Source organism: Cohnella ginsengisoli (genome assembly GCF_029525555.1).
Taxonomy (GTDB): domain Bacteria; phylum Bacillota; class Bacilli; order Paenibacillales; family Paenibacillaceae; genus Cohnella; species Cohnella ginsengisoli.
Genome location: NZ_JAPDHZ010000003.1, coordinates 1,314,738 through 1,338,678, shown reverse-complemented (window position 1 = coordinate 1,338,678; position 23,941 = coordinate 1,314,738). Strand labels below are relative to the sequence as shown.

General features: G+C 60.4%; 22 protein-coding genes and 2 pseudogenes. 18 read left to right on the top strand and 6 right to left on the bottom strand.

All coding sequences use genetic code 11. The annotated features are described in order from the left end of the window. Nucleotides 1-50: 50 nt before the first annotated feature. Nucleotides 51-899 carry an amidohydrolase family protein gene (locus tag OMP38_RS17435; protein WP_277566259.1) on the bottom strand — a complete coding sequence of 283 codons (849 nt, stop codon included), beginning with the start codon at nt 897-899 and terminating at the stop codon, nt 51-53. Nucleotides 900-1,164: 265 nt separating this feature from the next. Between OMP38_RS17435 and OMP38_RS17430 the strand changes: the two genes are divergently transcribed. Further along, the gene (locus OMP38_RS17430) at nt 1,165-2,226 is read left to right on the top strand and encodes an LLM class flavin-dependent oxidoreductase (protein WP_277566258.1); all 1,062 of its coding nucleotides are present in this window, start codon (nt 1,165-1,167) and stop codon (nt 2,224-2,226) included. Nucleotides 2,227-2,360: 134 nt separating this feature from the next. Here OMP38_RS17430 and OMP38_RS17425 read toward each other — a convergent pair whose 3' ends face one another. Further along, nucleotides 2,361-3,470, bottom strand: coding sequence for a rhamnogalacturonan acetylesterase (locus OMP38_RS17425; protein WP_277566257.1), 1,110 nt, complete (start codon nt 3,468-3,470; stop codon nt 2,361-2,363). A 371-nt stretch (nt 3,471-3,841) separates the two neighbouring features. Between OMP38_RS17425 and OMP38_RS17420 the strand changes: the two genes are divergently transcribed. The 4 genes from OMP38_RS17420 (at nt 3,842) to OMP38_RS17405 (ending at nt 7,215) form a co-directional block, all read left to right on the top strand. After that, a complete protein-coding gene (locus OMP38_RS17420; RefSeq protein WP_277566849.1) occupies nt 3,842-4,438 on the top strand; it encodes a DUF47 domain-containing protein in 597 nt (198 codons plus the stop codon). A gap of 29 nt (nt 4,439-4,467) precedes the next feature. Further along, the gene (locus OMP38_RS17415; RefSeq protein WP_277566256.1) at nt 4,468-5,463 is read left to right on the top strand and encodes an inorganic phosphate transporter; all 996 of its coding nucleotides are present in this window, start codon (nt 4,468-4,470) and stop codon (nt 5,461-5,463) included. A gap of 102 nt (nt 5,464-5,565) precedes the next feature. Continuing rightward, complete coding sequence (locus OMP38_RS17410; protein WP_277566255.1) at nt 5,566-6,513, top strand: DUF1861 family protein; 948 nt, start codon at nt 5,566-5,568, stop codon at nt 6,511-6,513. Between the two features lie 378 nt (nt 6,514-6,891). Continuing rightward, complete coding sequence (locus OMP38_RS17405; protein WP_277566254.1) at nt 6,892-7,215, top strand: VOC family protein; 324 nt, start codon at nt 6,892-6,894, stop codon at nt 7,213-7,215. Nucleotides 7,216-7,795: 580 nt separating this feature from the next. On the opposite strand, the gene OMP38_RS17400 is transcribed toward OMP38_RS17405, so the two are convergent. Together OMP38_RS17400 and OMP38_RS17395 are read right to left on the bottom strand one after the other, a co-directional pair. Next, the gene (locus tag OMP38_RS17400) at nt 7,796-7,936 is read right to left on the bottom strand and encodes a hypothetical protein (protein WP_277566253.1); all 141 of its coding nucleotides are present in this window, start codon (nt 7,934-7,936) and stop codon (nt 7,796-7,798) included. Nucleotides 7,937-8,053: 117 nt separating this feature from the next. Continuing rightward, the gene (locus OMP38_RS17395; protein WP_277566252.1) at nt 8,054-8,491 is read right to left on the bottom strand and encodes a hypothetical protein; all 438 of its coding nucleotides are present in this window, start codon (nt 8,489-8,491) and stop codon (nt 8,054-8,056) included. Nucleotides 8,492-8,779: 288 nt separating this feature from the next. Here OMP38_RS17395 and OMP38_RS17390 point away from each other — a divergent pair, with 288 nt between their 5' ends. The 8 genes and pseudogenes from OMP38_RS17390 (at nt 8,780) to OMP38_RS17360 (ending at nt 17,067) form a co-directional block, all read left to right on the top strand. Beyond that, nucleotides 8,780-9,121: a YerC/YecD family TrpR-related protein gene (locus OMP38_RS17390; protein ID WP_277566251.1), complete on the top strand. Its 342-nt coding sequence runs from the start codon at nt 8,780-8,782 to the stop codon at nt 9,119-9,121. Nucleotides 9,122-9,422: 301 nt separating this feature from the next. Beyond that, nucleotides 9,423-11,180 carry a cache domain-containing sensor histidine kinase gene (locus OMP38_RS17385; RefSeq protein WP_277566250.1) on the top strand — a complete coding sequence of 586 codons (1,758 nt, stop codon included), beginning with the start codon at nt 9,423-9,425 and terminating at the stop codon, nt 11,178-11,180. 119 nt (nt 11,181-11,299) lie between these two features. Continuing rightward, a pseudogene (locus OMP38_RS35955) lies at nt 11,300-11,635 on the top strand (response regulator); the annotation flags it as partial. A 904-nt stretch (nt 11,636-12,539) separates the two neighbouring features. Further along, entirely contained in the window at nt 12,540-12,932 is a 393-nt protein-coding gene (locus tag OMP38_RS35950) for a helix-turn-helix domain-containing protein (protein ID WP_420869702.1), read from the top strand. A 436-nt stretch (nt 12,933-13,368) separates the two neighbouring features. Further along, nucleotides 13,369-14,367 (top strand): ABC transporter permease, encoded by a 999-nt coding sequence (locus OMP38_RS17375; protein WP_277566248.1) that lies wholly within the window; start codon nt 13,369-13,371, stop codon nt 14,365-14,367. Nucleotides 14,368-14,406: 39 nt separating this feature from the next. Continuing rightward, on the top strand, nt 14,407-15,336 hold the full coding sequence (locus OMP38_RS17370; protein ID WP_277566247.1) for a carbohydrate ABC transporter permease: 930 nt from the start codon (nt 14,407-14,409) through the stop codon (nt 15,334-15,336). Between the two features lie 119 nt (nt 15,337-15,455). After that, nucleotides 15,456-16,643 (top strand): extracellular solute-binding protein, encoded by a 1,188-nt coding sequence (locus tag OMP38_RS17365; protein WP_277566246.1) that lies wholly within the window; start codon nt 15,456-15,458, stop codon nt 16,641-16,643. Next, a complete protein-coding gene (locus OMP38_RS17360; RefSeq protein ID WP_277566245.1) occupies nt 16,618-17,067 on the top strand; it encodes a DUF3502 domain-containing protein in 450 nt (149 codons plus the stop codon). The genes OMP38_RS17365 and OMP38_RS17360 overlap by 26 nt, the downstream gene beginning before the upstream one ends. Before the next feature lie 385 nt (nt 17,068-17,452). On the opposite strand, the gene OMP38_RS17355 is transcribed toward OMP38_RS17360, so the two are convergent. Next, complete coding sequence (locus tag OMP38_RS17355; RefSeq protein ID WP_277566244.1) at nt 17,453-18,256, bottom strand: AAC(3) family N-acetyltransferase; 804 nt, start codon at nt 18,254-18,256, stop codon at nt 17,453-17,455. A 76-nt stretch (nt 18,257-18,332) separates the two neighbouring features. Continuing rightward, nucleotides 18,333-18,875: a hypothetical protein gene (locus OMP38_RS17350; RefSeq protein WP_277566243.1), complete on the bottom strand. Its 543-nt coding sequence runs from the start codon at nt 18,873-18,875 to the stop codon at nt 18,333-18,335. A 17-nt stretch (nt 18,876-18,892) separates the two neighbouring features. On the opposite strand from OMP38_RS17350, the gene OMP38_RS17345 reads away from it, so the two are divergent. From OMP38_RS17345 to OMP38_RS17325, 5 genes and pseudogenes are all read left to right on the top strand, one after another. Next, complete coding sequence (locus OMP38_RS17345) at nt 18,893-20,068, top strand: sugar ABC transporter substrate-binding protein (protein WP_277566242.1); 1,176 nt, start codon at nt 18,893-18,895, stop codon at nt 20,066-20,068. Nucleotides 20,069-20,087: 19 nt separating this feature from the next. Beyond that, nucleotides 20,088-21,396: pseudogene (locus OMP38_RS17340) on the top strand (carbohydrate ABC transporter permease). Next, nucleotides 21,393-22,232, top strand: coding sequence for a sugar ABC transporter permease (locus tag OMP38_RS17335; RefSeq protein ID WP_277566241.1), 840 nt, complete (start codon nt 21,393-21,395; stop codon nt 22,230-22,232). Before OMP38_RS17340 ends, OMP38_RS17335 begins: the two are co-directional and overlap by 4 nt. A gap of 301 nt (nt 22,233-22,533) precedes the next feature. Continuing rightward, entirely contained in the window at nt 22,534-23,106 is a 573-nt protein-coding gene (locus tag OMP38_RS17330; RefSeq protein WP_277566240.1) for a hypothetical protein, read from the top strand. Between the two features lie 43 nt (nt 23,107-23,149). Continuing rightward, the gene (locus OMP38_RS17325; RefSeq protein WP_277566239.1) at nt 23,150-23,875 is read left to right on the top strand and encodes a hypothetical protein; all 726 of its coding nucleotides are present in this window, start codon (nt 23,150-23,152) and stop codon (nt 23,873-23,875) included. Nucleotides 23,876-23,941 lie beyond the last annotated feature (66 nt).

Sequence of the window (23,941 nt, the reverse complement as noted above, 5' to 3'; positions counted from 1 at the left end):
CGAAAAAGCCGCCGCGGGAGCGATCCTGCGGCGGCTTTTCTCTTCTCGCATCATTCGAATGAATAAGGCAAGCCGAGCAGTTCGGCGCCGTTTCGATACAAAATCCGCTCGAGCACGCCTTCCTTCCATTCCTGGCTTCGGAAATGGGACAAGGCGAAATCGTAAGGAACGTTGGGGTAGCAGGTGCCGAACAGGATCCGGTCGCTCAACTGAAAATTGGCCGCCTCTACATACAGCTTGCTGCCGGGGAAGCCGAGGTACAAGTCCGGGGACAGATAGACGTTCGGACAGAAGATCGCGAGCGAGATCGCTTCGGAGACGAAGGGCCAGGCGCCGTGCGAGATGATGATTTTCAAATCGGGATAAGCCAGCGCCGCCCGCGCGAGACCGCCCGGTCTGGCGTAGTCGTAGTCGACCTGCGAGCCGACGAGGCCGAGAAATCCGCTCAGCGTAATGGACAGCGGAAGCCCATGCTTCAGGCACGCTACGAAGATCGGATCCCAGGAAGGATCGCCGACCGGGACGCGCGGCTGCAAGACGGCGGGATTGATCGATACGCCGCGAAACAGTCCGGTCGCCGCAAATTGCTCGATGACTGCCACGGCTCCGGCCACCTCCGGGCTATCCGCGCCGATAAATCCGATGAACCGGTCGTCCGTGCGGCTCGCCAGGAAGGCGGCCAACTCCTCGTTCGACGACCCAGGCTCGCTGCCTCGTCCCATGATGACCGAGTGGGCGAAGCCCAGCGCTTCGCCTTCGCGGATGACCTCGTCCAGCGTTTCCGACCGCACGGGCTCGAGCCCCTTCAGATTCAATAAGCGGCTGAGCGCATTCTTGCCTTCCGCAAACAACGGTTCCCATGCGGGGATCGGCGGCTTCATGCGAAAATCGATGATCACGTCGCGATTCCTCCTTAATCGATGCTCGTTTACTAGAGAATCTATCACCCGGCTCCGCCCGGGTCTAATCGAATAATCGAATCGAAGGATTAACAAACTCGATTCAAATCGCAATCTTCTATTTTAGCGATCGATGTATTGGAAAACTCTATTAGACGCTGCGACTCGGCTGGGCGTATAGTAGGTGCATCCATTTGTAAATCTGACTAAATTACCTGGAATAATAAAAGGATTCGAGCTGATGCCATTCCCGAGGAGGTCCGCCATGAAATTTGCTTTATTCAGCCTGCTGATGAACATTCCGAACGCGGTGACCGGGGAGACGCTGACCGACCAGGAGAAGTTTCAAAACGTGTTGAAGCAGGCCGCGCTGGCAGAGAATTTAGGCTTCGACGCCTATGGCGTAGGGGAGCGGCACGGCGAGCCGTTCTTGTCGTCGTCGCCGGCCGTCGTGCTGACCGCCGTCGCCGCGCGCACGTCGCGCATCCGGCTGCTGACGACGGTGACGGTGCTGAGCGTGCTCGATCCGGTGCGCGTCGCCGAGGATTATGCCACGCTCGACCATCTCTCCGGCGGTCGGCTCGAGCTCATCATCGGCAAAGGCAACGATCCCCGCCACTATCCGTTGTTCGGCATCGGGGAGGAGGAGCAATGGGAGTCGCTTGCTGAGCGGTACGCGCTGCTGAAGCGGCTTTGGACGGAGGAGAAGGTGACCTGGGAAGGCAAATACCGTCCGCCCCTCAGCGAGGTGACGACCTATCCGAGACCTTTTCAAAAGCGGATTCCCGTCTGGCATGGCAGCGCGTCGAGTTCGCTCTCGACGGAGCTGGCGGCGAAGTATGGCGAGCCGATCTTCTCGTCCAACACGTTCCATCCGATGGCCAAGTATCAGGCGCTGATCGACCATTACCGCGAGAGATGGGCGTATTATGGCCACGATCCGAAGGACGCGCTCGTCGGCGCCGGCGCAGGCCAGCTCTATCTGGCCGATACGAAGGAGGAGGCGATCCGGCGGTTTCGGCCCTACTACGACGCCTTCAACGCGACGGCTTCGTCGCAGCACAACCAATCGCCGTTCACGGGTCTCGAGGACACGATCGAGCGCGGGTCGGCGCTCGTCGGCAGCGCGGACAGCGTGATCGAGAAGGTGCTGCGCTACTACGAGGGTTTCGGCAACCAGGTGCTGGCGATCAGCGTCGACGGGCTGACCGAATCCGAGCAGCGCGAGCAGGTGGAGCGGTTCGCCGCGGACGTCATGCCGGTGCTGCGTCGGGAGATCCCGAGCACGGTGTGGAGCGATCGGCCGTTGACGCTGCAGCGGGTTTGAGTTTCGGATCAACTTTTAGCGGCGGTTCTTGAAAATGATGCGCCATCTCGGCCGCAACGATTAGCGAAAGCCGCTATCGTTGCGGCTTTTCGCGCGCTAAAAAAGGGCGTCTATACACTCATGGCAGCCAGGACTCAGCGCAAGTACAGAAACAGCGGGGCCAGCGCCAGCTCCCGCACGCGCTGGACGACGAGCGCCGCGACGGCCTCGGCGCCGCGCTCCTGGAAGTGCGTGTCGTCGGCGACGCCGGCGGGATAGTTCGCGAACTCGCCCGGCGCGCCGTGCATGAACAGCGACTCGGTGCCGCTCGGTCCGAGCGACTCGAAGAGGCGCGCGCTCATCGCGGCCAGGTCGACGAGCGGGACGCCTTCGTCCGCGGCCAGCTCGCGGACCGCTTCGACGTACGCGCCATGCGTATCGAGCAAGGCGCCGCCCGGCGCGAACTTTCTCCGGTGCACGGGCGTGACCAGCACGGGATGGGCGCCGCGTTCGCGGGCCGCCTCGATGTACATTTTTAGATGAAGCTTGTAAGTCGAGCCGGGATCCGTATGCCGCGCTTCGTCCGATTTCTGGTCGTTGTGCCCGAATTGGACGAACAGCCAGTCTCCCGCGCGCAGCTTGGCCGCGATCTCGTCCAAGCGGCCTTCGCCGGCGAAGCTCTTCGAGCTGCGACCCGAGACGGCGTAATTGGCGACCGCGACATCGTGCTTGAAGAAGCGCTGAAGCATTTGTCCCCAGCCCGCATAGGGGAAGCCGTCCTCGGGCTGATCGGTCACGGTCGAGTCGCCCGCGAGATACAGCGTGATCGACTCGGGCGCAGGAGCGATTTCCAGCGCGTTCAGACGCGGCGCTTCGCCCGAAAAGGCGAGCCGCAAGCAACCGCCGCGAACGTGAACGGCGAACGACTCTCGCGCGAATTGGCCGGCGGGTAAGTCGAGACGCCGCAGCACGGGCCGTCGCGGCGACGCGGTCACGAACGTGCTGGAAGGCGCGATGGGGTCTCCGCTCAGCAGCGATACCGCGTAGTTGCCGTCGGGCAGATCGACCCTGAAGACCGCGCCGGCAGGAATGCACAGGTCGCGCTTCAGCGGGCCCGGCTCGCCGCGGTCGCGCGCCGTGACGACCCCAGCCTCTTCGAAGCCGTAGCCTCGTTCGGCGGCATAGCGGCAGTCCGCGTCCGCTTTGGCGAAGCCGGGGGCGGGCGGCGCGCTCCCGAAGTCTAGTTGAAGCGGAATATCCGTCATGGCAGTCGCTCCTTTTTTAAGCGCGCGGTCGGGTCATTTTCAATCCGTTTTAAGCCGGCGCCTCTACAATGGTTATAAGTATAGTAATAGAGCCGTACACCTTAAAGGCAATATTCCGCGGATCTTGTTCAAAAATCCGGGAAGGGAGCGACGAATTGTCCGCCGCAGCGGGCCTGGACGGATTAGAAGATCGGTGGAAGGCAAAACTAATCGTAATCCTTGCCTTGCCAGACTCTATACCATGCTTGTCCGCTGTGATAAAATATGTTAGGCAATTTGTGTCATCGCTGTGTAAACACGTGACGAAGCATGCAAAATCTAGGCATCCATTGGTGAAAGAAGGGGCTTAAACGTGTTCCGAAAAAAAAGACATTTTTTTTAAAACGCTCGAGGATATGGCCGATTTGATTATGGAGACGACCGAACGGTTCCTGTCCGCCGTTGGCAGCGAAATTCCCGATCCGAGCGCGTTTTCCAAGGAAATGAAGGATTACGAGCACCGCGGCGACCAATTCGCGCACCTGATCATTACCGAGCTGAACAAGACGTTCATCACGCCGATCGAACGCGAGGATATTTTGGAGCTGACCAAGCTGCTGGACGACGTGCTGGACGGCATCGAGGCCGTCGCTTCCCGATTCGATATGTATCACGTGAAAAAGCCCGACGGCAACATCCGCAAATTCGCGGACTGCCTGAACCGTTCGGCCGTCGAGATCAAGTCGGCGATCTACCTGCTCGGCCAGAAGAAGCTGCTCGCGATCCAGACGCATTGCGTGAAGCTGAACGAGCTGGAGAACGAAGGCGACGACCTGCTGCGCGAAAGCGTGAAGACGCTGTTCCTGAACGTCACGGATCCGATCGAGCTGATCAAGCTCAAGGAGATCTACGAGCGCCTCGAGCAGACGACGGATTCCTGCGAGGACGTCGCCAACACGCTGCAATCCATTATTATGCGCAATTCTTGATGCGCCCGGGACAGGACTGAATACATCGCATGGATAACACCATATTAGTCGTCATCATCGTCATCCTGGCGCTGGGGTTCGACTTTATCAACGGCTTTCACGACACGGCGAACGCCATAGCCACCTCCGTATCCACCCGGGCGCTCAAGCCTCGCGTGGCCATCCTGCTCGCTGCGGTCATGAACCTGGTCGGCGCGCTTGTCTTTACCGGGGTCGCCAAGACGATCGGGGGCAAGGTGACGGACCCGTTCAAGCTGGAGCACGGGCTGACGGTCGTCATCGCGACGCTGATCGCGGCCATCATCTGGAATTTGATCACCTGGTGGAAGGGCATTCCGTCGTCCTCCTCGCACGCGCTGATCGGCGCGCTGGCCGGCGCGGCGGTCACCTCCGAGGGCTGGGACGGCATAAATGTGGGCGGATTTTCGACAATCGTGCTTGGATTGCTCCTTTCGCCAATCATCGCGTTCATTTTGGGGTATATAATTATGTTCTTGCTGAAGCATCTCTTCGCGAGGACGAGCCCGCATCATGTGAACAAGGTGTTCCGGACCGGGCAGATTCTGACCGCGGGGCTGCAGTCGTTCACCCATGGCACGAACGATGCGCAGAAGGCGATGGGCATCATTACGCTGGCGCTCGTATCCGCGGGCTGGCAGGATCATCTTGAAGTGCCGCTCTGGGTCAAGATCTCCGCGGCGCTCGCGATGGCGCTCGGGACGTCGGTCGGCGGCTGGAAGATCATCAAGACGATGGGCACGAAGATTTTCAAGATCGAGCCGATCAACGGCTTCTCGGCGGACGCGAGCTCCGCGGCGGTCATCTTCACCGCGACGCTCACCCATCTGCCCGTGAGCACGACGCACGCGATTACTTCCTCGATCCTCGGGGTCGGCGCGGCAAAGCGCTTCTCGAGCGTTCGCTGGGACATGGCCGGCCGAATCATCATGACGTGGATCATCACGATCCCGATCTCGGCCCTGATCGCGGCGGCCATCTACGCGGTATTGAGCCTGTTTCAATAAAAAAATGGGCACCGATGCACGCGCCAATGCAGCCGTTACCACATTACAATATAGAGAAACATGGTGTTCTCCACGGGACGGAGTCTGGAGGAATTCACGCCTATGATCCAAGCATCCGCACAGCAAGCCAAATCATGCGTCGAACTGCTCAAGGAGTTCCGCCTCAAAGGTACGGACGCCAGGGGCGAAAAGCTGTTTTTCGCCGGAGTGGGCAGACGCGACGTGTATAACGTCACCGCGCCGTTCCTCGACGAAGGGGGAGTGGGTCATCGCCGGCCGGGTCGAAGACCGCGCGAGCGAACGTTCTTCCATCATGTTTTTCGTGGAGAAAACGGGAAGTGGACGCCGCGCGAGGGCGCGCCCGTCTTTGAACTTCAGGATCCTTTCTTTACCTTCGTCCGCGGCGAGCTCGTGCTCGGCGGCGTTCAGGTGTTTTTCGATCCCGACGATCCCCACTACGTCACGACGTGGCGCACGGTGTTCTATCGCGGCTACCGCGTTCGCGAGCTGCGGGAGTTCGCTCAGGGGCCGCTGACGATGAAGGACGTGCGTCTCATCGACCAGCAGAACGGCCGTATCGGCGTCTTCACGCGGCCGATGCCCGTCGGCGACGCGCGGGCGATGATCGGCTACGCCGAGATCTCCGATCTCGACGAGCTGACCGAGGACCTGATGGCGAACGCCGAGGTGCTTAAGGGTCAATTTCTTAAGGTCGAGTGGGGCGGCGCCAACGAGGTCCATCTGCTGAACAACGGCAAGCTTGGCGTGCTCGGGCATGTCGCTTGGATGGACTACGGCAACATCCGGCACTACTACCCGATGGTGTTCGCGCTCGATCCCGCGACCCGCGCGCACACGCCGCTCAAGATGATCGCCACGCGCAGCCTGTTCCCCGAAGGCCCGGCCAAGCGGCCAGACCTCGAGGACGTGCTGTTCAGCGGCGGGCTGCGCCGCAACGGCGACGGCACCGCGACCCTGTACACCGGCGTCAGCGACGCCGAGGCCGCGCGGATCGTCATCGAGGACCCGTTCGTCGAGTACGAGGCGTAAAGGGTTTGCGAGTGCAAGGCATGCGCGTTATCAAGAACAGGTATTAGAGTTGGCAAGAGCAAGGCGAGTGTCAGGGACCGCTCCGGTTGGGGCGGTTTTTGTCGTTGAAGGGGGGGCTCTGCGAAGGTGGGAGCGGAGATCATGGACAGAAAGTGTGAGTATGACGTCTGATTTTGGGACAGGGTGCCATGTAGAGTAACAAATAAGATAAGGCGCTAGTGGGAGGAGAGCGTCGGAGTAGGGCTGTATAAAGCAATATTGATGCATGAGGCGGGAGAGAGCGTCGTAGTAAAGTCTATAGAGTAATATAGGAGTTGAAAAACGGCAGAGTCGAGCGGCGTTGGAGCGAGAGATCCAGGAGCGAGGAGTGACGATACGTTGGGACAAGCAACAAGAATCGTAGTGGACCGGCTTGATCATCTTGTGTTGACGGTGGCGGATATCGAGCCAGCGGCAGCGTTCTACGGCAGGGTGCTCGGCATGGAAATAGTGCGCTTCGCCGGGGGGCGTTACGCGCTGAAGTTTGGGCGTCAGAAGATCAATCTGCACGAGCGCAACAAGGAGTTCGAACCGAAGGCCTTTGCGCCGACGCCGGGCTCTGCGGATTTATGCTTCATCGTAGAGACGCCGCTCGAGGATGCGATTGCCCACTTGCAGGCATGCGAAGTCGCGATCGAGGAAGGGCTTGGGCCGAACGGGTAGTAGCCGCCATTTTGCGCAGAAGCCATACGATCGTCCGCCCATCGGCCCGGGGAGCCGCTATTCAACGGTTCGGCGGCCGGATAGCGGCTTCACCGAGAAAAAGCGGCTGCTGAGTCCGTAGTCGAGTAAAACGGTCCATTAGAAAGCGGAGTTGCACGGAAAAACCTTGTAACTGCCGCAGAAAGCGCCAGATGGAACAGAATTGCACGGAAAAACCGTGTTACTGCTGCAGAAAGTGCCAGAAGGAACGGAATTGCACGGAAAAACCGTGTAACTGCCGATGAGCGCAGCAAAAAAGGCATTAACGCCCATCCCCCTGAGACGCCGGACTGCGCCGATCGGAGCAAATGGGTCCTAATGCCGGCTATGATGTCACGTTCTTTGTACAGGAATTGCCCGAAAACTGGAAATAGCGGCTCTCGGGTCCGCTCACAGCGTGGCGCAAAAGCGCACGCCGCATCGAATGGACACCGCAGCCGCTATGGTGACTGATCGCCGCGCGATCGGACGCTCATCGGACCCAGCCGCTATGCGGCATCCCGGAGTCCCTGCATCCCGGCGGCTGAAAGGCATCTTCGGCTCAGGAATCGTACATCCCGAGTCCGAAGTCGAGCCATATGGACCCGATGAGCGGAAATAACGGCTCCCGGGTCCACAGACGATACATCCGTCCGGCTGCGAAGAGCGACAGGCGATGTTGGACTGCCGCTTTTCGCTTCATCGCCGCCGGCTGCCCGCGCGCCGTCTGGCGCCGCCGTCCGTGCGCCGTCTGCGGCTGCCCGAACGCCGGCGTAACGAGCGTCTGCGTCTGCGGCGCCGCCTGCGGGGCGCATAATCCTCATCGTCGTCGGCTTCCTCGGATTTTTTGCTTTTGGACGTGAAAATCTTGATGAGCGGCGCGATCTGCTGGACGGACGACATAATTTTTTTGGATCTTGCCGATGTTGCTGATCAAGCCTTCGATGCCGCCCATCTTGTCGATAAAGCCCTTGACGCTCTCCAGGTTGGCCGCGTTCAGCAGCGAGCCGAGCCCGCCGCCCTTCGCGGCCGGCGCGGCTGCCTGCGCCGCGGCTTGAACGGGGGCTGCGCCGAACAGCGCCGGCGGTCCGGAGACGGGGGCGCCGCCTCCGAGTCCGGGAAAACCGCCGCCGGCAGCGCCCGTGCCGAACCCGCCGAGCCCGCCGAAGGCGTCGAGGCCGGCTCCGCCGCCTTGCACGGGGAAGCCGCCGGGACCGCCGGTCCAGTTGCGATTGTACGAAGACGGTATGCGGTTCATGCCATCACTTCCTTCTCTGCTCTGAATCGCCGCGCCCGCCCATGCCGCAGGGCAGGATCAACCTATGGCGGCGTCCGATGATACAACATATGTGCGATGGCCCGGCGCCGAATGGACGAATGCCCGCCCAGATGCTTAAATTTGCGGCGTTCGCCCGATTTTAGCTCTGTAAAGCGCGAATACGTTACAGGTTGAACTGCTTAACCAAACGCAGTACAATAAAGTGAACCGCCATTTATGTTCCGTTCCTATAACGGAGCTACTCGTTAGAAACTGAGGTGTGCCCGAATGCAGCTGAAGAAGCTGAATGACAAGTCGATCGACCAATTGTTCGAAGCGATTCTGACACTGAAGTCGGTGGAGGAATGCTACGTTTTCTTCGACGATCTGTGTACGGTCAACGAGATTCAGTCGCTGTCCCAGCGACTCGAGGTCGCGCGGATGCTCGGCAAGGGTCAGACGTACAACCAGATCGAAGCGGAGACTGGGGCCAGCACGGCGACGATCTCCCGCGTGAAGCGGTGTCTGAACTACGGCAACGACGGCTACAAGTTGACGCTGGACCGTCTGGGCCGCTTCGGCAAGACAGCCGACGAAGCGGAGCAAGAGACGGAGATTAAGCAAGTCTAGCTCGTCCGGCGAGCCCCCGCCCAGGGACGCTTCGCGGAGCACGTATAGGATCACCGATCGAATGGAAGCAGGGGTGTTCGCACAGCGCCGGGGGGCGGCTGACGGACAGCCCTTTCTTTAGTTTGCGCCTTGCCGAGCTGCGGCCCCGGCTTCCCATCATTTACATATTTGGCATTGCCGGACTGCCAGGCGGCAGTTATTCTATTAACATACGCGTCAGTCCGAGGAGAGGCATCCATGCGAATCTGGCAATCCGTGCGGTTCAAGATCGTATTCGGCTTTTTTTGTTGTAATCGCTCCCATGGTCGTCTTCCTGATCTACAACAACCTGTACGCGATGAAGGTCGTCCGCCAGCAGATCTCCGCCCACTACGACAACCTGCTTCAGACCAATATTACTGAAAACGACAATATCCTCCACGAGTACATGGTTTATCTCAACCGGCTCGAGAGCAATCCAGACGTGCCGCTCATCCAGGCGCTGACCACCGCCGACAGCGATTTTACGCTGGCGAAAATCCGGCTGCTGAACCAGTTCGTTCGCGATTCGAGCGGCATTTACTACGGCATGATGGACACGCTGTTCCTTTTCGACCGCAAGGCCGACGACCTTTACTACGTCACGCAGGACAACAGCACCTATACCGAAAAAAAAGACGTGCTGCTCGGCTGGTCGCGCAATTATTTGCGAGGCACGGGCCGCCTGCAGCCGGACGCCGGCGGGTGGACACCCATCGTGATCGGCACCGATCCGGATTCGCGGTATCTGATGTGGACGAACGACCTCGGGCTCGACGTTTACGCCGGCGTCCTCGTCCGGGACCGCAGTTTGCTGCGCGTGCTCGACGGCTTCGACGTCGGACCCGACGGCGGCACGTTTCTGCTGAACAAGGAGGGCGAATTGCTCGCGAACAGCGATTCGACGCTCATGAACGATAACGTTTTCCGTCGAGCGATCGCGTCTCGCGCGGGCGATTACGGCGTCGTGAAGCAGGGCGGCAGATCCTATCTCGTCCTGTCTCAAGCATCCGACCAGGTGGACGCCGTCTACGCGATCGTCATGCGCGAGGACTATATTTTGCAGAACCTCCCGTTTTTCCAAAAGGTACTCTACTACTGGATCCCGCTTCTGGTCGCGCTGCTGCTCATGATCTATCTCCTCTTCCTGCAGCGCATTATGTTCAAGCCGCTGGTCGACCTCATCCGGGGCATGCGCAAGCTGGGCCAGGGACGCTTCGACATCCGCCTGCCGACCGACCAGAGCAGCGAGTTCGCGTTCATGTCGGGCACGTTCAACAATATGGCCGAACAGATCGAGAAGCTCAAGATCGACGTGTACGAGGAGCAGCTGCGGGTGCAGAAGGCGGAGTACAAGCATTTGCAGGTGCAGATCAACCCGCACTTTTACATGAACAGCTTGAATATCGTGTACAACCTGGCTGCCCTCAAGGACTTCAAGTCGGTGCAAAAGCTGTCGCTGCATCTGGCGGATTACTTCCGCTTCCTCATGCAGAGCCATCGGCAGACGGTGCGGCTCGAAGACGAGCTGCGGCACATCGGTCACTACCTGGAGATTCAGAAGATTCGCTACGCAGGCAAGCTCGACTTCGACGTGCGCGTGCGGCCGGAGCATCTCGGCTGCGAGCTGTCGCCGCTCATGGTGCAGCCCTTCGTAGAAAACGCGGTCATCCATGGCTTCGGCAAAAAGATGCCCGACGGCACGATGTTCCGCATCGACATCGAGACGGAGGCGGACGCCGAGGATCCGGAGGCGCATATGCTGCTGCGGATTCGGGACAACGGAATCGGGTTCCCGGCCGGGATGCTGTCGGATCTGGCGGCCGGCACTTACGCGGAGGGGACGGGCGAGGAGCACCTCGGAATCTGGAACATACTGCGGCGCTACCGGATGCTGTACGGGGACGAGCGGGGCATCGCGTTCGCGAACGCGCAGGACGGCGGCGCGGTCGTGACGATCCGGCTGCCGTGCAAGGGAGCGGCGGCTGCGATCGGGAACGGATCCGGCGAGGAAGCCGGCGACGAGGAACGAACGGGCTAGGACGGGGCGAAGCAGGAACAGGAAAGGCGGACTAGAATGGAGCGATCCGGGGTCGAAACGAACGGGCCGACGGATAGTTAATTGGTCGCAGGGCTCGATATTCGAAGGGGGGAAACGCGATGGTGACGATGCTGGTCGTCGACGACGAGATCTATGCGCTCAAGGGAATCACGCAAGGAATCGAGTGGGGGGATCTGCCGATCGCGCGCATCCTGGAGGCCGACAGCGTTCCCGAGGCGCGGCGGCAGCTGGAGGCGCACCAGGTCGACCTGGTCATCTCGGACATCGAGATGCCGGGCGCGAGCGGCATGGAGCTGCTGCGTTATATCAGAGAGGCGCGGCCGTCTACGCTGACGATCTTCCTGACCGGGCATGCCCGCTTCGAGTACGCGCAGGAAGCGATGCGCCACGGCTGCTTCGAATACGTGCTCAAGCCGGTGGATCACGATGCGCTGAAAGAGATCGTGCGGCGGGCCGTGGCGGAGATCGAAGAACGACGGGCGCAGCTCGCGTTCGAGGAGACGCTCGATACGTACCGCCGCCAGTGGGCCAGCCAGCTCCCCATTCTGGTGGAGCGGTTCTGGCAGGAGGCGCTCGCGGGCGGGCTGCCGGCGTCGCCGGAGCGCCTGGCGCGGGAGTACGCGACGTACGATATCCCGCTCGCCGCCGGCGACAAGGTGCTGCCGGTGCTGCTGAGCGTCGAGCAGTGGGACATGGCGCTCGACGGGCGGGACGAGCGCATCATGGAGTACGCGCTTCGCAAGGCCGCGGCGGAGATCATCGTCGGTCCCGAAGGGGCGGGAGCGGCCCTGCAGGATCGCGCCCAGCAGAGCCTTGTGCTGCTATATGGCGCTTGCGGCGAACGGGAGCGGACCGCGCTGATGGCGCGCTGCCGGGATTATATTGCGGCATGCCGCGAATATTTCCACTGCGCGGTATCCTGCTACGTGGGTGAGCCGGCGGCGCCCCAGGCGTTGGCGGGCGAGCTGGAGCGGCTCTCCAGGCTCGAGCGGGCGAACGTCATGCAGCCGGAATCGGTCGTCGACGCGGCGATCGGCGCGGAGCATGGGGGCAGCGGGGCCTTCGCCGGGAGTGCGAGCGCCGGACAGACGATGCCGCCGTTCATGGAATGGGGCATCCTGCTGGAGGGCGGCGGCGTGGCCGAGCTGGAAACGGCGATTGCGGATACGCTGCGGCGGATGAAGGACGAGGGGGGCGGGACGCGAGGGTCTGGAGCTATTTTACTACGGCTTCGTTCACTTGCTGTATCAATCCGCGCTGCGGCGCGGCGTGCCGGCCGGCGAGCTGCTCTCGCAGCAGGAGCTGGCCGAAGGCCTCTCGGCGCGTACGCCGGACGGCATGGCGGCATGGGCGCTGCGGCTGCTCGCCAAGACGCATGCGGCGCTGCTGGACCGGCAGCGGGACGCGTCCGCCGTCATCGCCAAGATTCAGAGCTTCGTTCAGGATCACCTGAACGAAGAGCTCGGCCGCGACGAGATCGCGAAGGCCGTCTACCGCAATCCGGCGTATCTCTCGCGCCTGTTCCGCAAGGAGACGGGCATGTCGCTCACCGATTATATCGCCCAGGCGAAGATCGAGCGCGCCAAAAGGCTGCTCACCGACACGAACGACAAGATCAGCAACATCGCCGAAGGGCTCGGCTATATGCACTTTTCTTATTTCGCCAAGCTGTTCAAGAAAGTGACGGGCGTGACGCCGCAGGATTACCGGAAGAAGCACCAGTCGATTTAGACGCGAAAATCAAAGCCGCCGGACGCGAGGAAGCGTCCGGCGGCCTTATTTTGCGAGCAGGTGCCGTTCTACGGCATCAGCGAGCTGCATCTGGATTCGCTGGCTGCGGACAAGCCGCGGTTCATCATCGTGCCGAGCGCGCACAGCTTCAGCGACGAAGCACTAACGCTGCTGCTCGCTCACGTCGAAGTTTACGGCGGCAGCCTGCTGTTCACCGGCCCGATCGAGACCATCCCGTCGCTTAACGTACGCAGCTCGGCAGGTGCCGTGCTAACAGCGACACGCGCCGACGAATTCTATCGGTACCGACATGCAAATGGTAAAATATCGGAAGCAAGTCACAATTGTGCTATCTCGGTCATCCCAGTAGATAGATGGCGCGCAGGCGCGCCCTGTACAATGACATCACAGACCAAAAGTAAGGAACGTGATGGAGATGGAACAGGCCACGCCGACCGTGCCGGCCGCGATCGACAAGCCCGCGCGCAAAGCGATCAAGGCGAAGACGCTGAACCAAGGCTACTGGAAAAGGTACGGCGTATTTTACCTGATGATGGCGCCGGCCTTGATCGTGCTGATCGTCAACAACTATATTCCGATGGCGGGCGCGCTGATCGCGTTCAAGCAGATGACGTACGCGTCGCCGAGCTTTATGCAGAACTTCATGGACAGTCCGTGGGTCGGCTGGGATAACTTCAATTATTTGTTCGCGAGCAGCGACGCCTGGGTCATTACGCGCAATACGATCCTTTACAACGCCGTATTCATCTTGCTGAACGTCGTCTTCGGCGTCGGGATGGCGCTTATGCTGAACGTGATGCGCAATCGCTTCCTGTCGAAGCTGCATCAGACGATTTTGTTTCTCCCTTACTTCATGTCGTGGATCATCTTGTCCTACCTGGTCTACGCCTTTCTCAATCCGGATATCGGCATCATGAACAAGTTCGTGCTGCCGTGGTTCGGCGCGGAGCCGATCGACTGGTATTCGGATCCGAAGTGGTGGCCGATCGTACTCCCGCTCGTCAATACGTGGAAGGGCATCGGTTATTATGCGGTTATCTATCTGGCGGCGATCGTAGGCATCGACAACGAGTATTACGAAGCGGCGCATATGGACGGCGCGACCAAATGGCGGCAGATCTGGACGATCACGATCCCGCTCATCCGGCCGGTCATCACGATCATGACGCTGCTGCAGATCGGCCGGATTTTTTACGCCGACTTCGGGCTGTTCTTCCAGGTGACCCGCAATGCCGGCGCGCTCTACGACAAGACGCTGGTCATCGACACTTACGTATATCAGGGGTTCCTCGTCTCGGGCGATATCGGGATGTCCTCGGCGGCCGGCCTCTATCAGGCGGTCATCGGATTCATCCTCGTGCTCACCGCGAACCTGGTCGTCAGACGCATCAGCAAGGAAGACGCCCTGTTCTAGGCTATCGCCGCCCCAGAATTCCGAAGGAGGATCAACCCCATGGCAACGACTGCGCTTCGAAAAAGAAAATTTAACGCCAACGAGATCTCAAGCGGCACGAATGCCGTCATCAATACCGTGTTCTGGATCTACAGCGCGCTGTGCGTCATCCCGCTGCTTATCGTCATCGCCGTCTCCCTCTCCGACGAGAAGACGGTCGCCGTCGGCGGCTACAAGCTCTGGCCCGATCAGTTCAGCCTCGGCGCCTACAAGTTTCTGCTGGACGACTGGAAGCCGATCGTGGATTCCTACGGCGTCTCGATCTTCGTCACCGTCGTCGGCACGATCGTCGCGCTGTCCATCATGACGCTTTACGCTTATCCGATCTCGCGGCGCGACTTCAAGCATCGCAGCATCTTTTCCTTTATCGTCTTCTTCACGATCTTGTTCAACAGCGGACTTGTGCCGTTCTATCTGACTTACAAGCAAGGGCTTCATCTGCAAAACACGATGCTCGTCCTCATGCTTCCGATGTTCGTTCAAGGATTTTTCGTCATCCTGATCCGCACGTTTTTCTCGGGCTCGATCCCGCCGGCGCTCATCGAATCGGCGAAGATCGACGGGGCCGGCGAGCTGCGCACCTTTATCCAGATCGTCCTGCCGCTGTCGCTGCCGGTGCTCGCCTCGGTCGGCCTGCTGTGTACGCTGAACTACTGGAACGACTGGTTCCTGAGTCTGCTCTTCATCAACCAGGACGGACCGATGAGCATCCAGTTCCGCATGTACAAGACGCTGCTCGATATTGCATACTTAAGCTCCAACTCACAGGCCTACTCGGCGATCATGCAGGCCAATCCGAACTTCCAGATGCCGAGCGAGACCGCCCGGATGGCGATGGCCGTCGTCGGGATCGGGCCGATTATCTTCATCTATCCGTTCTTCCAGCGCTACTTCATCCAAGGTCTTACCGTCGGCGCCGTCAAGGGCTGACCTTGAATCCGGCCGTTGCCTGACGCGGCGGCGGCCGGCTCCATCCTGCAGGCTGAACCCGGTTACCGGCCGGTTCAAGCATATACGATTTACTCACTAAGAAAAGGGAGGCAATACCCATGCTCGTACAGAACAAGCTCGGAAAGTCCGCTCTCGCGCTTGCGGCGCTCTCCGTCGTGCTCGCAGGCTGCGGCGGCAACAACAACAACAAAGGCGCTGACGCATCTCCGTCGTCTTCGGCGTCCGCTTCGCCGTCGGCATCCGCCAACGCATCGGCATCGCCTTCTGCATCGGCGAGCGAATCGGCGTCCCCGTCCGCCTCGGCATCGGATCTCAAGGAATACAAGCTGACGCTGTACCTGCCCGGCACGCCGCCGAAGGACGAAGCCAAGGTCGAGGCCGAGATCAACAAGTATCTGAAGGAAAAGATCAACGCGACGCTCGATCTGAATCTCGTCGACTGGGGTCAGTGGGACAACAAGATGAATCTTGCAATCGCTTCCCGCGATCCGATGGACGTCATTTTCACCGCCGCCTGGAACGGCCACGCGACGAATGTCGCCAAGGGCGCATTCCTGCCGCTGAACGATCCGAACGGCAAATACGGCAATCTGCTGGAGCAGTACGGCCAGGATATTCTGTCATCGCTGCCTGAAGCGTTCCTCAAAGGCGCCAAGATCAACGGATTCAACTACGCCGTGCCGACGGACAAAGAGCTCGCCGAGCAAGGCGGCATCGTCTACCGCAAGGATATCGCCGACGAGCTGGGTCTCACCGACAAGCTGAAGGCCGTCAAGACGATCGCCGATCTCGACCCGATTCTGGCCGAAGTGAAGGCCAAGAAGCCCCAGATGATCCCGCTGTTCCTGCGCGACGGCGACAACTTCAACGCGCACTACTTTGCCAAGTACGACTATCTCGGCGATGCGACGATCGAAGGCGTCATTTTGAAGAACGCGCCGGACACGACCGTCATGCCTCGCTTCGAGCTGCCTCGCTACAAGGAGACGCTGACCGTTACCCGCGACTTCTTCAAAAAAGGGCTACATCAACAAGGACGCAGCCACGACGCAGCTAAGCGGCAACGACGCGCTGAAGAAGGGCAACGTGTTCATGATCACTTCGGCGCTCAAGCCCGGCAAGGACGCCGAGACGGCGAACGCGACCGGCCTCGCAGGCAAGCTGGCACAGCTGGAGATGACGGATCGCACCGTCGCCACGAGCGATACGGCCGGCTCGATGCTCGGAATCTCTACGACGTCCGGCGATCCCGCCCGCGCGATGATGTTCATCAACCTGCTGCATAGCGACAAGTACCTGAACAACCTGATCAACTTCGGCATCGAGGGCGATCACTATACGAGAAACGGCGAGATCATCTCGCCTACGGACAATTCCGGCAACTATGCGATCGGCGCGACCTGGATGCTCGGCAACCAGTTCCTGAACTACGTCTGGAACACGGAAGCCCCGGACAAGTGGGAGCAATTCAAGAAGTTCAACGAAGGCGCGCTCAACTCGCCGGCACTCGGCTTCACGTTCAACGCAGAGCCGGTCAAGTCGCAGGTGTCGGTCGAGACGAACATCCGCAAGCAGTACGATCCCGGTCTTGACACCGGCTCGATCGACCCGTCCAAGGCCGACGAGTACTACAAGAAGCTGAAGGCGAACGGCCTCGACGCGATCATCGCCGAGAAGCAGAAGCAGCTGAATGCTTTTCTGGGCAAATAAATAGCCGGTCGGACGATGGGGCCGCCGGGCGCGAGAGCGCTCGGCGGTTTTTTCGCATGTGCAGGGGAGCGGTGCGATGTTCGGACCAGGTAGTCTTAGGTAGGAACAATCGTGCCCGCTCGAAGTGTCGCGCAGACTAGGTAGTCTTAGATAGAAACAATCGTGCCCGCTCGAAGTGTCGCGCAGACTGGGTGGTCCTAGGTAGGAACAATCGTGCTCACTCGAAGTGTCGCGCAGACTAGGCAGTCCTAGGTAGGAACAATCGTGCCCGCTCGAAGTGTCGCGCAGGCCAGGTAGTCCTAGCTAGGAACGATCGTGATTGCTCATTTCTACGTACCAGCACTTAAAGGCTAAACCTGTTATCCTTAGCTAGCTCAAACAGCGATTAGCCAAGATCGCTGCCCGGCAGCGAGCCCGGCCGGTGACGCTCCATCCAGTCGACGGCCCAGTCGACGAAAGGCCGCATCTCCAGCAGCCGGACGGCGGCGCTGCCTACGCCGTGGATCGGCGAGCGATGCTCGCGCTCATACGCGAGGCCGAGGCGGGCGAAGTCTCCGTCGTGTACCTCCTGGGTCGGGTAGGTGACCCACTCCCGCCGCCCGTCGATCAGTACGGCGCTGCTCTCCTCGACCAGCCGCTTGCCTTCGAAGCGGGCGCGCGTCTCGGCGAGGTGGAGGGAGGTGTTCTTGTCGTGCCCAACGCCGATGAGCAGGATGCGGCCGCCTAGCCGATACAGCCGGTCAAGCGGCGAGTCCTCTCCGAAGATATTGGAGAGATCGTGGTTCGCGGTCAAATAGTCGGCTTGACGGCCGACCGCCGCAAAGGAGCGCACGGGGTGGTCGCTTCGTCGCGCGCCGGGCCAGCAGCGCAGCATTTCGGCCGAAGCCCCCATGCCGATCGCGGGGGCGATGCGCTTGTCGTAGGCCGGCCACCCCGCGCGGATGGCGGGCCACCATGCCGGCGGCACGTCGCCGTGTACGCCGGTCGACGGATCGAGATTTTTCCACGTCTGCGCCGGCATCATGATCGTGCCCTCCTCGCCGACGAGCGCGAGCAGCGCGCGTACGAGCGTCTCCGCGCCGCCGACGACGAAGCCCAGACTCGACAACGATGCATGGACGATCAAATGTTGCCCTGATTTAATGCCGCCTTCACCAAGCTGACGCTGCAATTCTTCGGCCGCGATCATCGTACGGCCCTCTGAGTTGTTCCAAGTTCGAACGCCTCCGTATGCGGCGATGCGCGCCTGCGACAACCGGGCTCCTTCACGCTAAAAAAGGTTCAACCTCTGCGCGACGGGAGAGGTTGAACCTGGCGTTCGTTGCCTTTAAGTTTGGTCTCAATGTACCGCACTTCGGCGGGCGGTGCAAGGCTTCAATTTTACAGATACCGTGAGAAAAATGAAGAGAATGGGAGTTAGAGGCAGAAAACATCCAGAAATTATATAAATATTTTCCATTTTCGGGATTTGCAAACGCTTTAACGGCTTTTGTATGATGAAGTTGATCCGGATCAGCGATGCAGGATTTTTCCAACTTAAAGGCAATGTTACCTGTTAAGGGTACAACCTCGGCACTGATGTGCGAATGAGGCTGTGCTCTTTTTTTGTTGTCTACAAATAGGAGAGGGCGGCTGTCATGAACGGAACCGGAAACGAAAAACGAACGATCGATCGCAAAACGAGAACTTGGGGAGGCCTCCTGCTCCTCAGCCTGGCGCTCGCCGCTGCCGGCTGCAGCTCGGGCAACGGGGGAATCCGCGGAGAGCGGCACGGCATCGCAGTCAGCTACCGGTACGGCATCCGGCACCGCCCCCCGCTGCGTCTTTGCCTGAAGCATCCGGGGATCAAGCCGAAGATACGGCGCCTGAGCCAGGCGCGAAGCTGGTCGTCTGGGAGGCCAAGGAGCAGCAGGCCTACATGAAGGAGCTCGCGGCCGCCTTCGAAGCCAAATACGGCGTATCCGTGAAAATCGAAGAGGTCGCGGGCGGCGATCAGGGCGGGAGGCTCGCGACGGACGGGCCGGCAGGCCTCGCGGCCGACATCCTGACGCTGCCGCACGACCAGATCGGGCAGGCGGTCAAGGCGGGGCTGCTGCTGCCGAACGACCTCTTCGAAGAAGAAACGCGCGCCTCCGCCGTAGAGGCGGCCGTCGCGGCTTCATCCTACGACGGCGTGCTGTACGGCTATCCGAAGTCCGTCGAGACATACGCGCTTTTCTACAATAAGGACCTGATCGCCGAGCCGCCGCAGACGTGGGACGACGTCGTCAAGTTCGCAGGTACTTATAACGATGCCAAGCAGAACAAGTTCGCGATCATGTGGGAGTTCGTCGGCTACTACTCCTATCCGTTCATCGGCAGCTTCGGCGGATACTTCTTCGGCGACGGCAATACGAATCCGAAGGACATCGGCCTAAGCAACGAAGGCGCCGTGAAGGGCTTTAAGTTTCTGCAGAGCCTCAAGCCGATCCTGCCGCTCAACGCGGGCGACGTCACGTACGACGTCAAGACGCAGCTGTTCCAGGAAGGGAAGCTCGCGATGAACATCGATGGCCCGTGGTCGGTCAGCGCGTTCAAGGATCAGGTGAATCTCGGCATCGCGCCGCTCCCGAAGACGCCGGACGGCCAGCCTTCGATCTCATTCTCGGGCGTCAAATCTTACTATGTCAACTCGTATACCAAGTATCCGATCGCGGCCCGCTTGTTCGCGCAGTTCGCGAGCGGCAAGGATAACCAGCTCAAAAACTTCGAGATGACGGGCGCCATCCCCGCGAGCCTCGAGGCCGGAGAAGCGCAGCAGATCAAGGACGACCCGATCGTGAGCGGCTTTTACGAGCAATTCAAACACTCCGTTCCGATGCCTTCCCTTTCGGAGATCAATGCGGTATGGGAGCCGCTCAAGGCCGCGTTCATCACCTTGTGGGATCACCCTGAACAGGACGCGAAGACGACGCTCGATCAGACGGTCAAGACGATTCAAGCCGACCTGGCATCGAAATAACGAATAGGTGGTCGACCCGATGCGCAAACGAACGACAGCCGCCCTGCTATCGGCCCTTCTGATGGGGCTCGGGCAGCTCTATAACCGCCAGCCGGTCAAAGGCCTGCTGCTCCTGCTCTTCGGAGCTGCCGGCCTGTACGGAACGGTCTACAAGCTGCCCGCCTTCGTCAGGGGCCTCTTGACCCTCGGCGAGCGGCCGAGCGGCATGGTCAAGGTCGGCAAGCTCACCAAGATGGTCGCGGGCGACCATTCGATCTACATGATGATCGACGGGCTGATCGCGACGTTCTGCTTCGTCCTGTTCGCAGGGCTGTACGCGCTCAATATCCGGGACGCGTACCGCACCGGGCTGCTGCGGGAGGCTGGGCAGCGGGCGCCGGGCTTCGCCCGGTCCGTCGCGGGGCTGGGGCGCCGCCACTTCGCCTACCTGGTGCTCGCCGTGCCGTTCGTGACGATCACGTTCCTCACGGTGCTTCCGCTCGTCTTTTCCATCCTGCTGGCCTTTACGAACTACGCGGACCCGATCCTGCCCCCCCGCCAATCTCGTCGATTGGGTCGGATTCGGCAACTTCAAAAAGATGTTCGAGCTCAAAATGTGGAGCTCCACCTTCGGAGGCGTCGTCTCCTGGACGCTCCTATGGGCGGTCATCGCCACGTTCACGACGTACGTGGGCGGCATCGTCGTCGCGGTCGTCATTCACCAGCCCCGCATCCGCTTCAAGAAGCTGTGGCGCACGCTGCTGATCGTGCCATTCGCCATCCCGAACATGATCTCGCTGCTCGTCATGCGCAACCTGTTCAACAACCAATTCGGACCGGTCAACGGCTACCTGCGGTCGCTGGGACTCGACGGCCTGCCGTGGCTGACCGATCCGTTCTGGGCGAAGGTCACGGTCATCCTCGTCAACATGTGGCTCGGCATCCCCATCACGATGATTCTCGTCCTCGGCGTGCTGACGACGATTCCGGGCGATCTGTACGAGGCGGCGGACGTGGACGGCGCAGGGTCGCTGCAGAAGTTCAGGCTCGTCACGATGCCTATGGTGCTATTCGCGACCGCGCCGGTGCTCATCATGCAGTTCGCCGGCAACATCAACAACTTCAACGTCATCTTCCTGCTGACAGGCGGCGATCCGGTCAATCCGGACTACCAGTACGCCGGCCACACCGACCTGCTCGTGACGTGGCTGTATAAGCTCGCGCTGAACCAGTCGCAGTACAGCTTCGCTTCGGTCATCGGCATCGTGATCTTCCTGCTCGTCGCTTCCTTCTCGATCTGGAGCTATCGCCGCACGCGATCCTACCGAGAGGAGGACATGATCGCATGAACAACCGACAGGTCGGCTGTACGGCCAAGCTGGCCGCCAGCTATGCGTTTCTGATCGCGCTCTGCGCGCTCAGCCTGTTCCCGGGGATCTGGATCGTCATGTCGTCGCTCAAGGTCGGCAACAGCCTGTTCAGCGACACGCTCATTCCGCGGACGTTCACGTTTGCGCACTACGAGGAGCTATTCCGCAAAACTCAGTATGCGACCTGGGCCCAAAATACGTTGAAGGTCGCGATACTGTCCACGCTGCTCGGCACCTTTCTGCTGCTGCTGTCGTCGTACGCGATCTCCAGGTACCGGTTCGCGGGCCGCAAGACGTCGCTGACCGTTCTGCTCGTGCTGCAGATCTTCCCCGGGTTCATGGCGATGATCGCGATCTACGTGCTGCTTAACACGATGGGCCTTCTCAATTCGCACTGGGCGCTGATCCTCGTCTACAGCAGCGGGGCCGTCATCACGCATGTGTTCGTCGCCAAAGGCTTTTTCGATACGATCCCGAAGTCTCTCGAGGATGCGGCCAAGATCGACGGCGCCGGCCATCTGCGCGTATTTTTCGCGATCATGGTCCCGCTGTCGACGCCGATGCTGACGTATGCGAGCCTCATGATTTTCTATGGCAGCTTCGTCGACTTCATCTTCGCGGATCTCATCCTGCGCACGGAGGACCAGCGCACGCTCGCCGTGGGGTTGTACCGGATGGTCAACCAGCGCAATTCGACAGAGTTCACCTTGTTCGCGGCCGGCGCGGTGCTCGTCGCGATTCCGATTACCGCCCTGTTTTTCTTTTTGCAGCGGTTTCTGGTGGATGGGCTGACGGCGGGAGCGAATAAAGGGTGAGCGGGTCAACGGAAAAGACGAGGCGATCGGCGGGAGAAACATAGCATGCGGCGATAGCGGAACTGATGTCGCTGGTGCATAGAACGAACTTGCCGTCAGCCCGATTCGCGGTCGGCCGAAGCGCCGAAAACCTCGAGCTGCTTGGATTTGTCCGATATTGATACGATGCGCTTGCCCTTGGGCAAGCGTTTCTTGTTTTCCCGATATCGCCCGATTAAAGCTGGAAAAAAAAGGTTTAATACGTGAGGAGTCTGACATTTTTTATCAAGGAGGACATTCATGTATCGGCAACTGCGCGCGCTTGGGGTCGCTCTTTTTTGGAATAGGATTCATATGGTCGCTCGGACATCCTGCCGGCTCCGCGCTGGCTGCGTCAACGGGAACAGCGGGGAACGCGAAGGCGGCCGCGTCGGTAACGGCTACCTTTAAGGACCGGGATCCCGAGGCGGGGGAGATCGGCGGCATTTTCTATTGGAACACGACCGGGGCCGAGGCCGCGAAGGGCTATGAGGCTTACCTGGTGGACGATAAAGGCAAGCGGTACGGCAAGGCGCTCGGGAGGTACGTCGCGGAACGGCAGTCCATCGTTATCCCCGAAGGAACGAAGGTAACCGGCAAAGCCGCGGCGCTCGGCCTCTTCGAAGCGGCGGACCGGGGCAAATCCGCGGCTGTGCCGATCGCGAAGGCGACGCTGCTGGACGACCCCGCCTATCGCGTCGGGGAGCTGTCCTACAAGGACTCCAATCCCGGCGCAGGCGTCTGGGCTTCGATCGCATGGACCGATCCGGGGGGACGGTACGGCGTACGACGGCTACCAGATCGAATATCCAGGCGGCACGGAGAAGGTCGCGAAGTCGGCGTCCGGCCGCTATAAGCTGCCGCTGCGCGACCTCGACATTCTCGGCGAGGTGACGGTCGTGCCATTTCGGAAGGGCGGCGTGTTCGATTATAGTGCCAGCGCGCGGGTGCAGGCTTATGACGATATTCGCGACGAGGCGACGAGCTGGGTCGATCCGAAAGATGCAAATTCTGCCAGTGCGCCCGTGTCTGATATTCACTTCAAGCCGGTCCTGTCCAGCGGCAAGACGCGCGTCTCCGGCGAGCTGAGCTGGTACGACGCGAACAGCTCCACGGCGGTGAGCTACGTCGTGTACAGCGCGGATGAAGCGGGTCGTCCGATCCAACCGCTCATCGACGTGACGAACGACTATCCGTTCGACGGGAGGGCGTGCCGCGTGACGCTGCCCGAATTCAAACTGGAGGGCGTTGATCGCATTGGCGTTTTCGCGATCCGCGACGGGGGCCATTCCGCAGCCGTGTCCGTCCCGGTCGGCGGAGATCCCGATCCCCTCTTCGTAGATACGGACGAGGCGAAAGGAAAGATCGGAGGCACCGTCTATGTGAAGCCGCGCTTCCCCGACTACGGGGCGACGCTCCACTTCGTCGACGAATGGCAGCAGCCCGTCGGCGATACGCTCGACACGGTCCTTGGCGAGAGCCGTTACTTCGAGATCCCGGCCGGCACGGCCATCCCCGAGGGCGCGTGGAAGCTGGCCATCTACGACAACGGCGGCCTCGAGGGCAGCGAATTCGAGAAACCGCCGCAGTACATTGCGTTTGAGGATAAATTTGTAGATAAGTGATGCGGGATAGCGAGTTTGTAGGTGTATGCTTGAAGGATCAATAAGAGGCGAATTTTGTGGGACGCT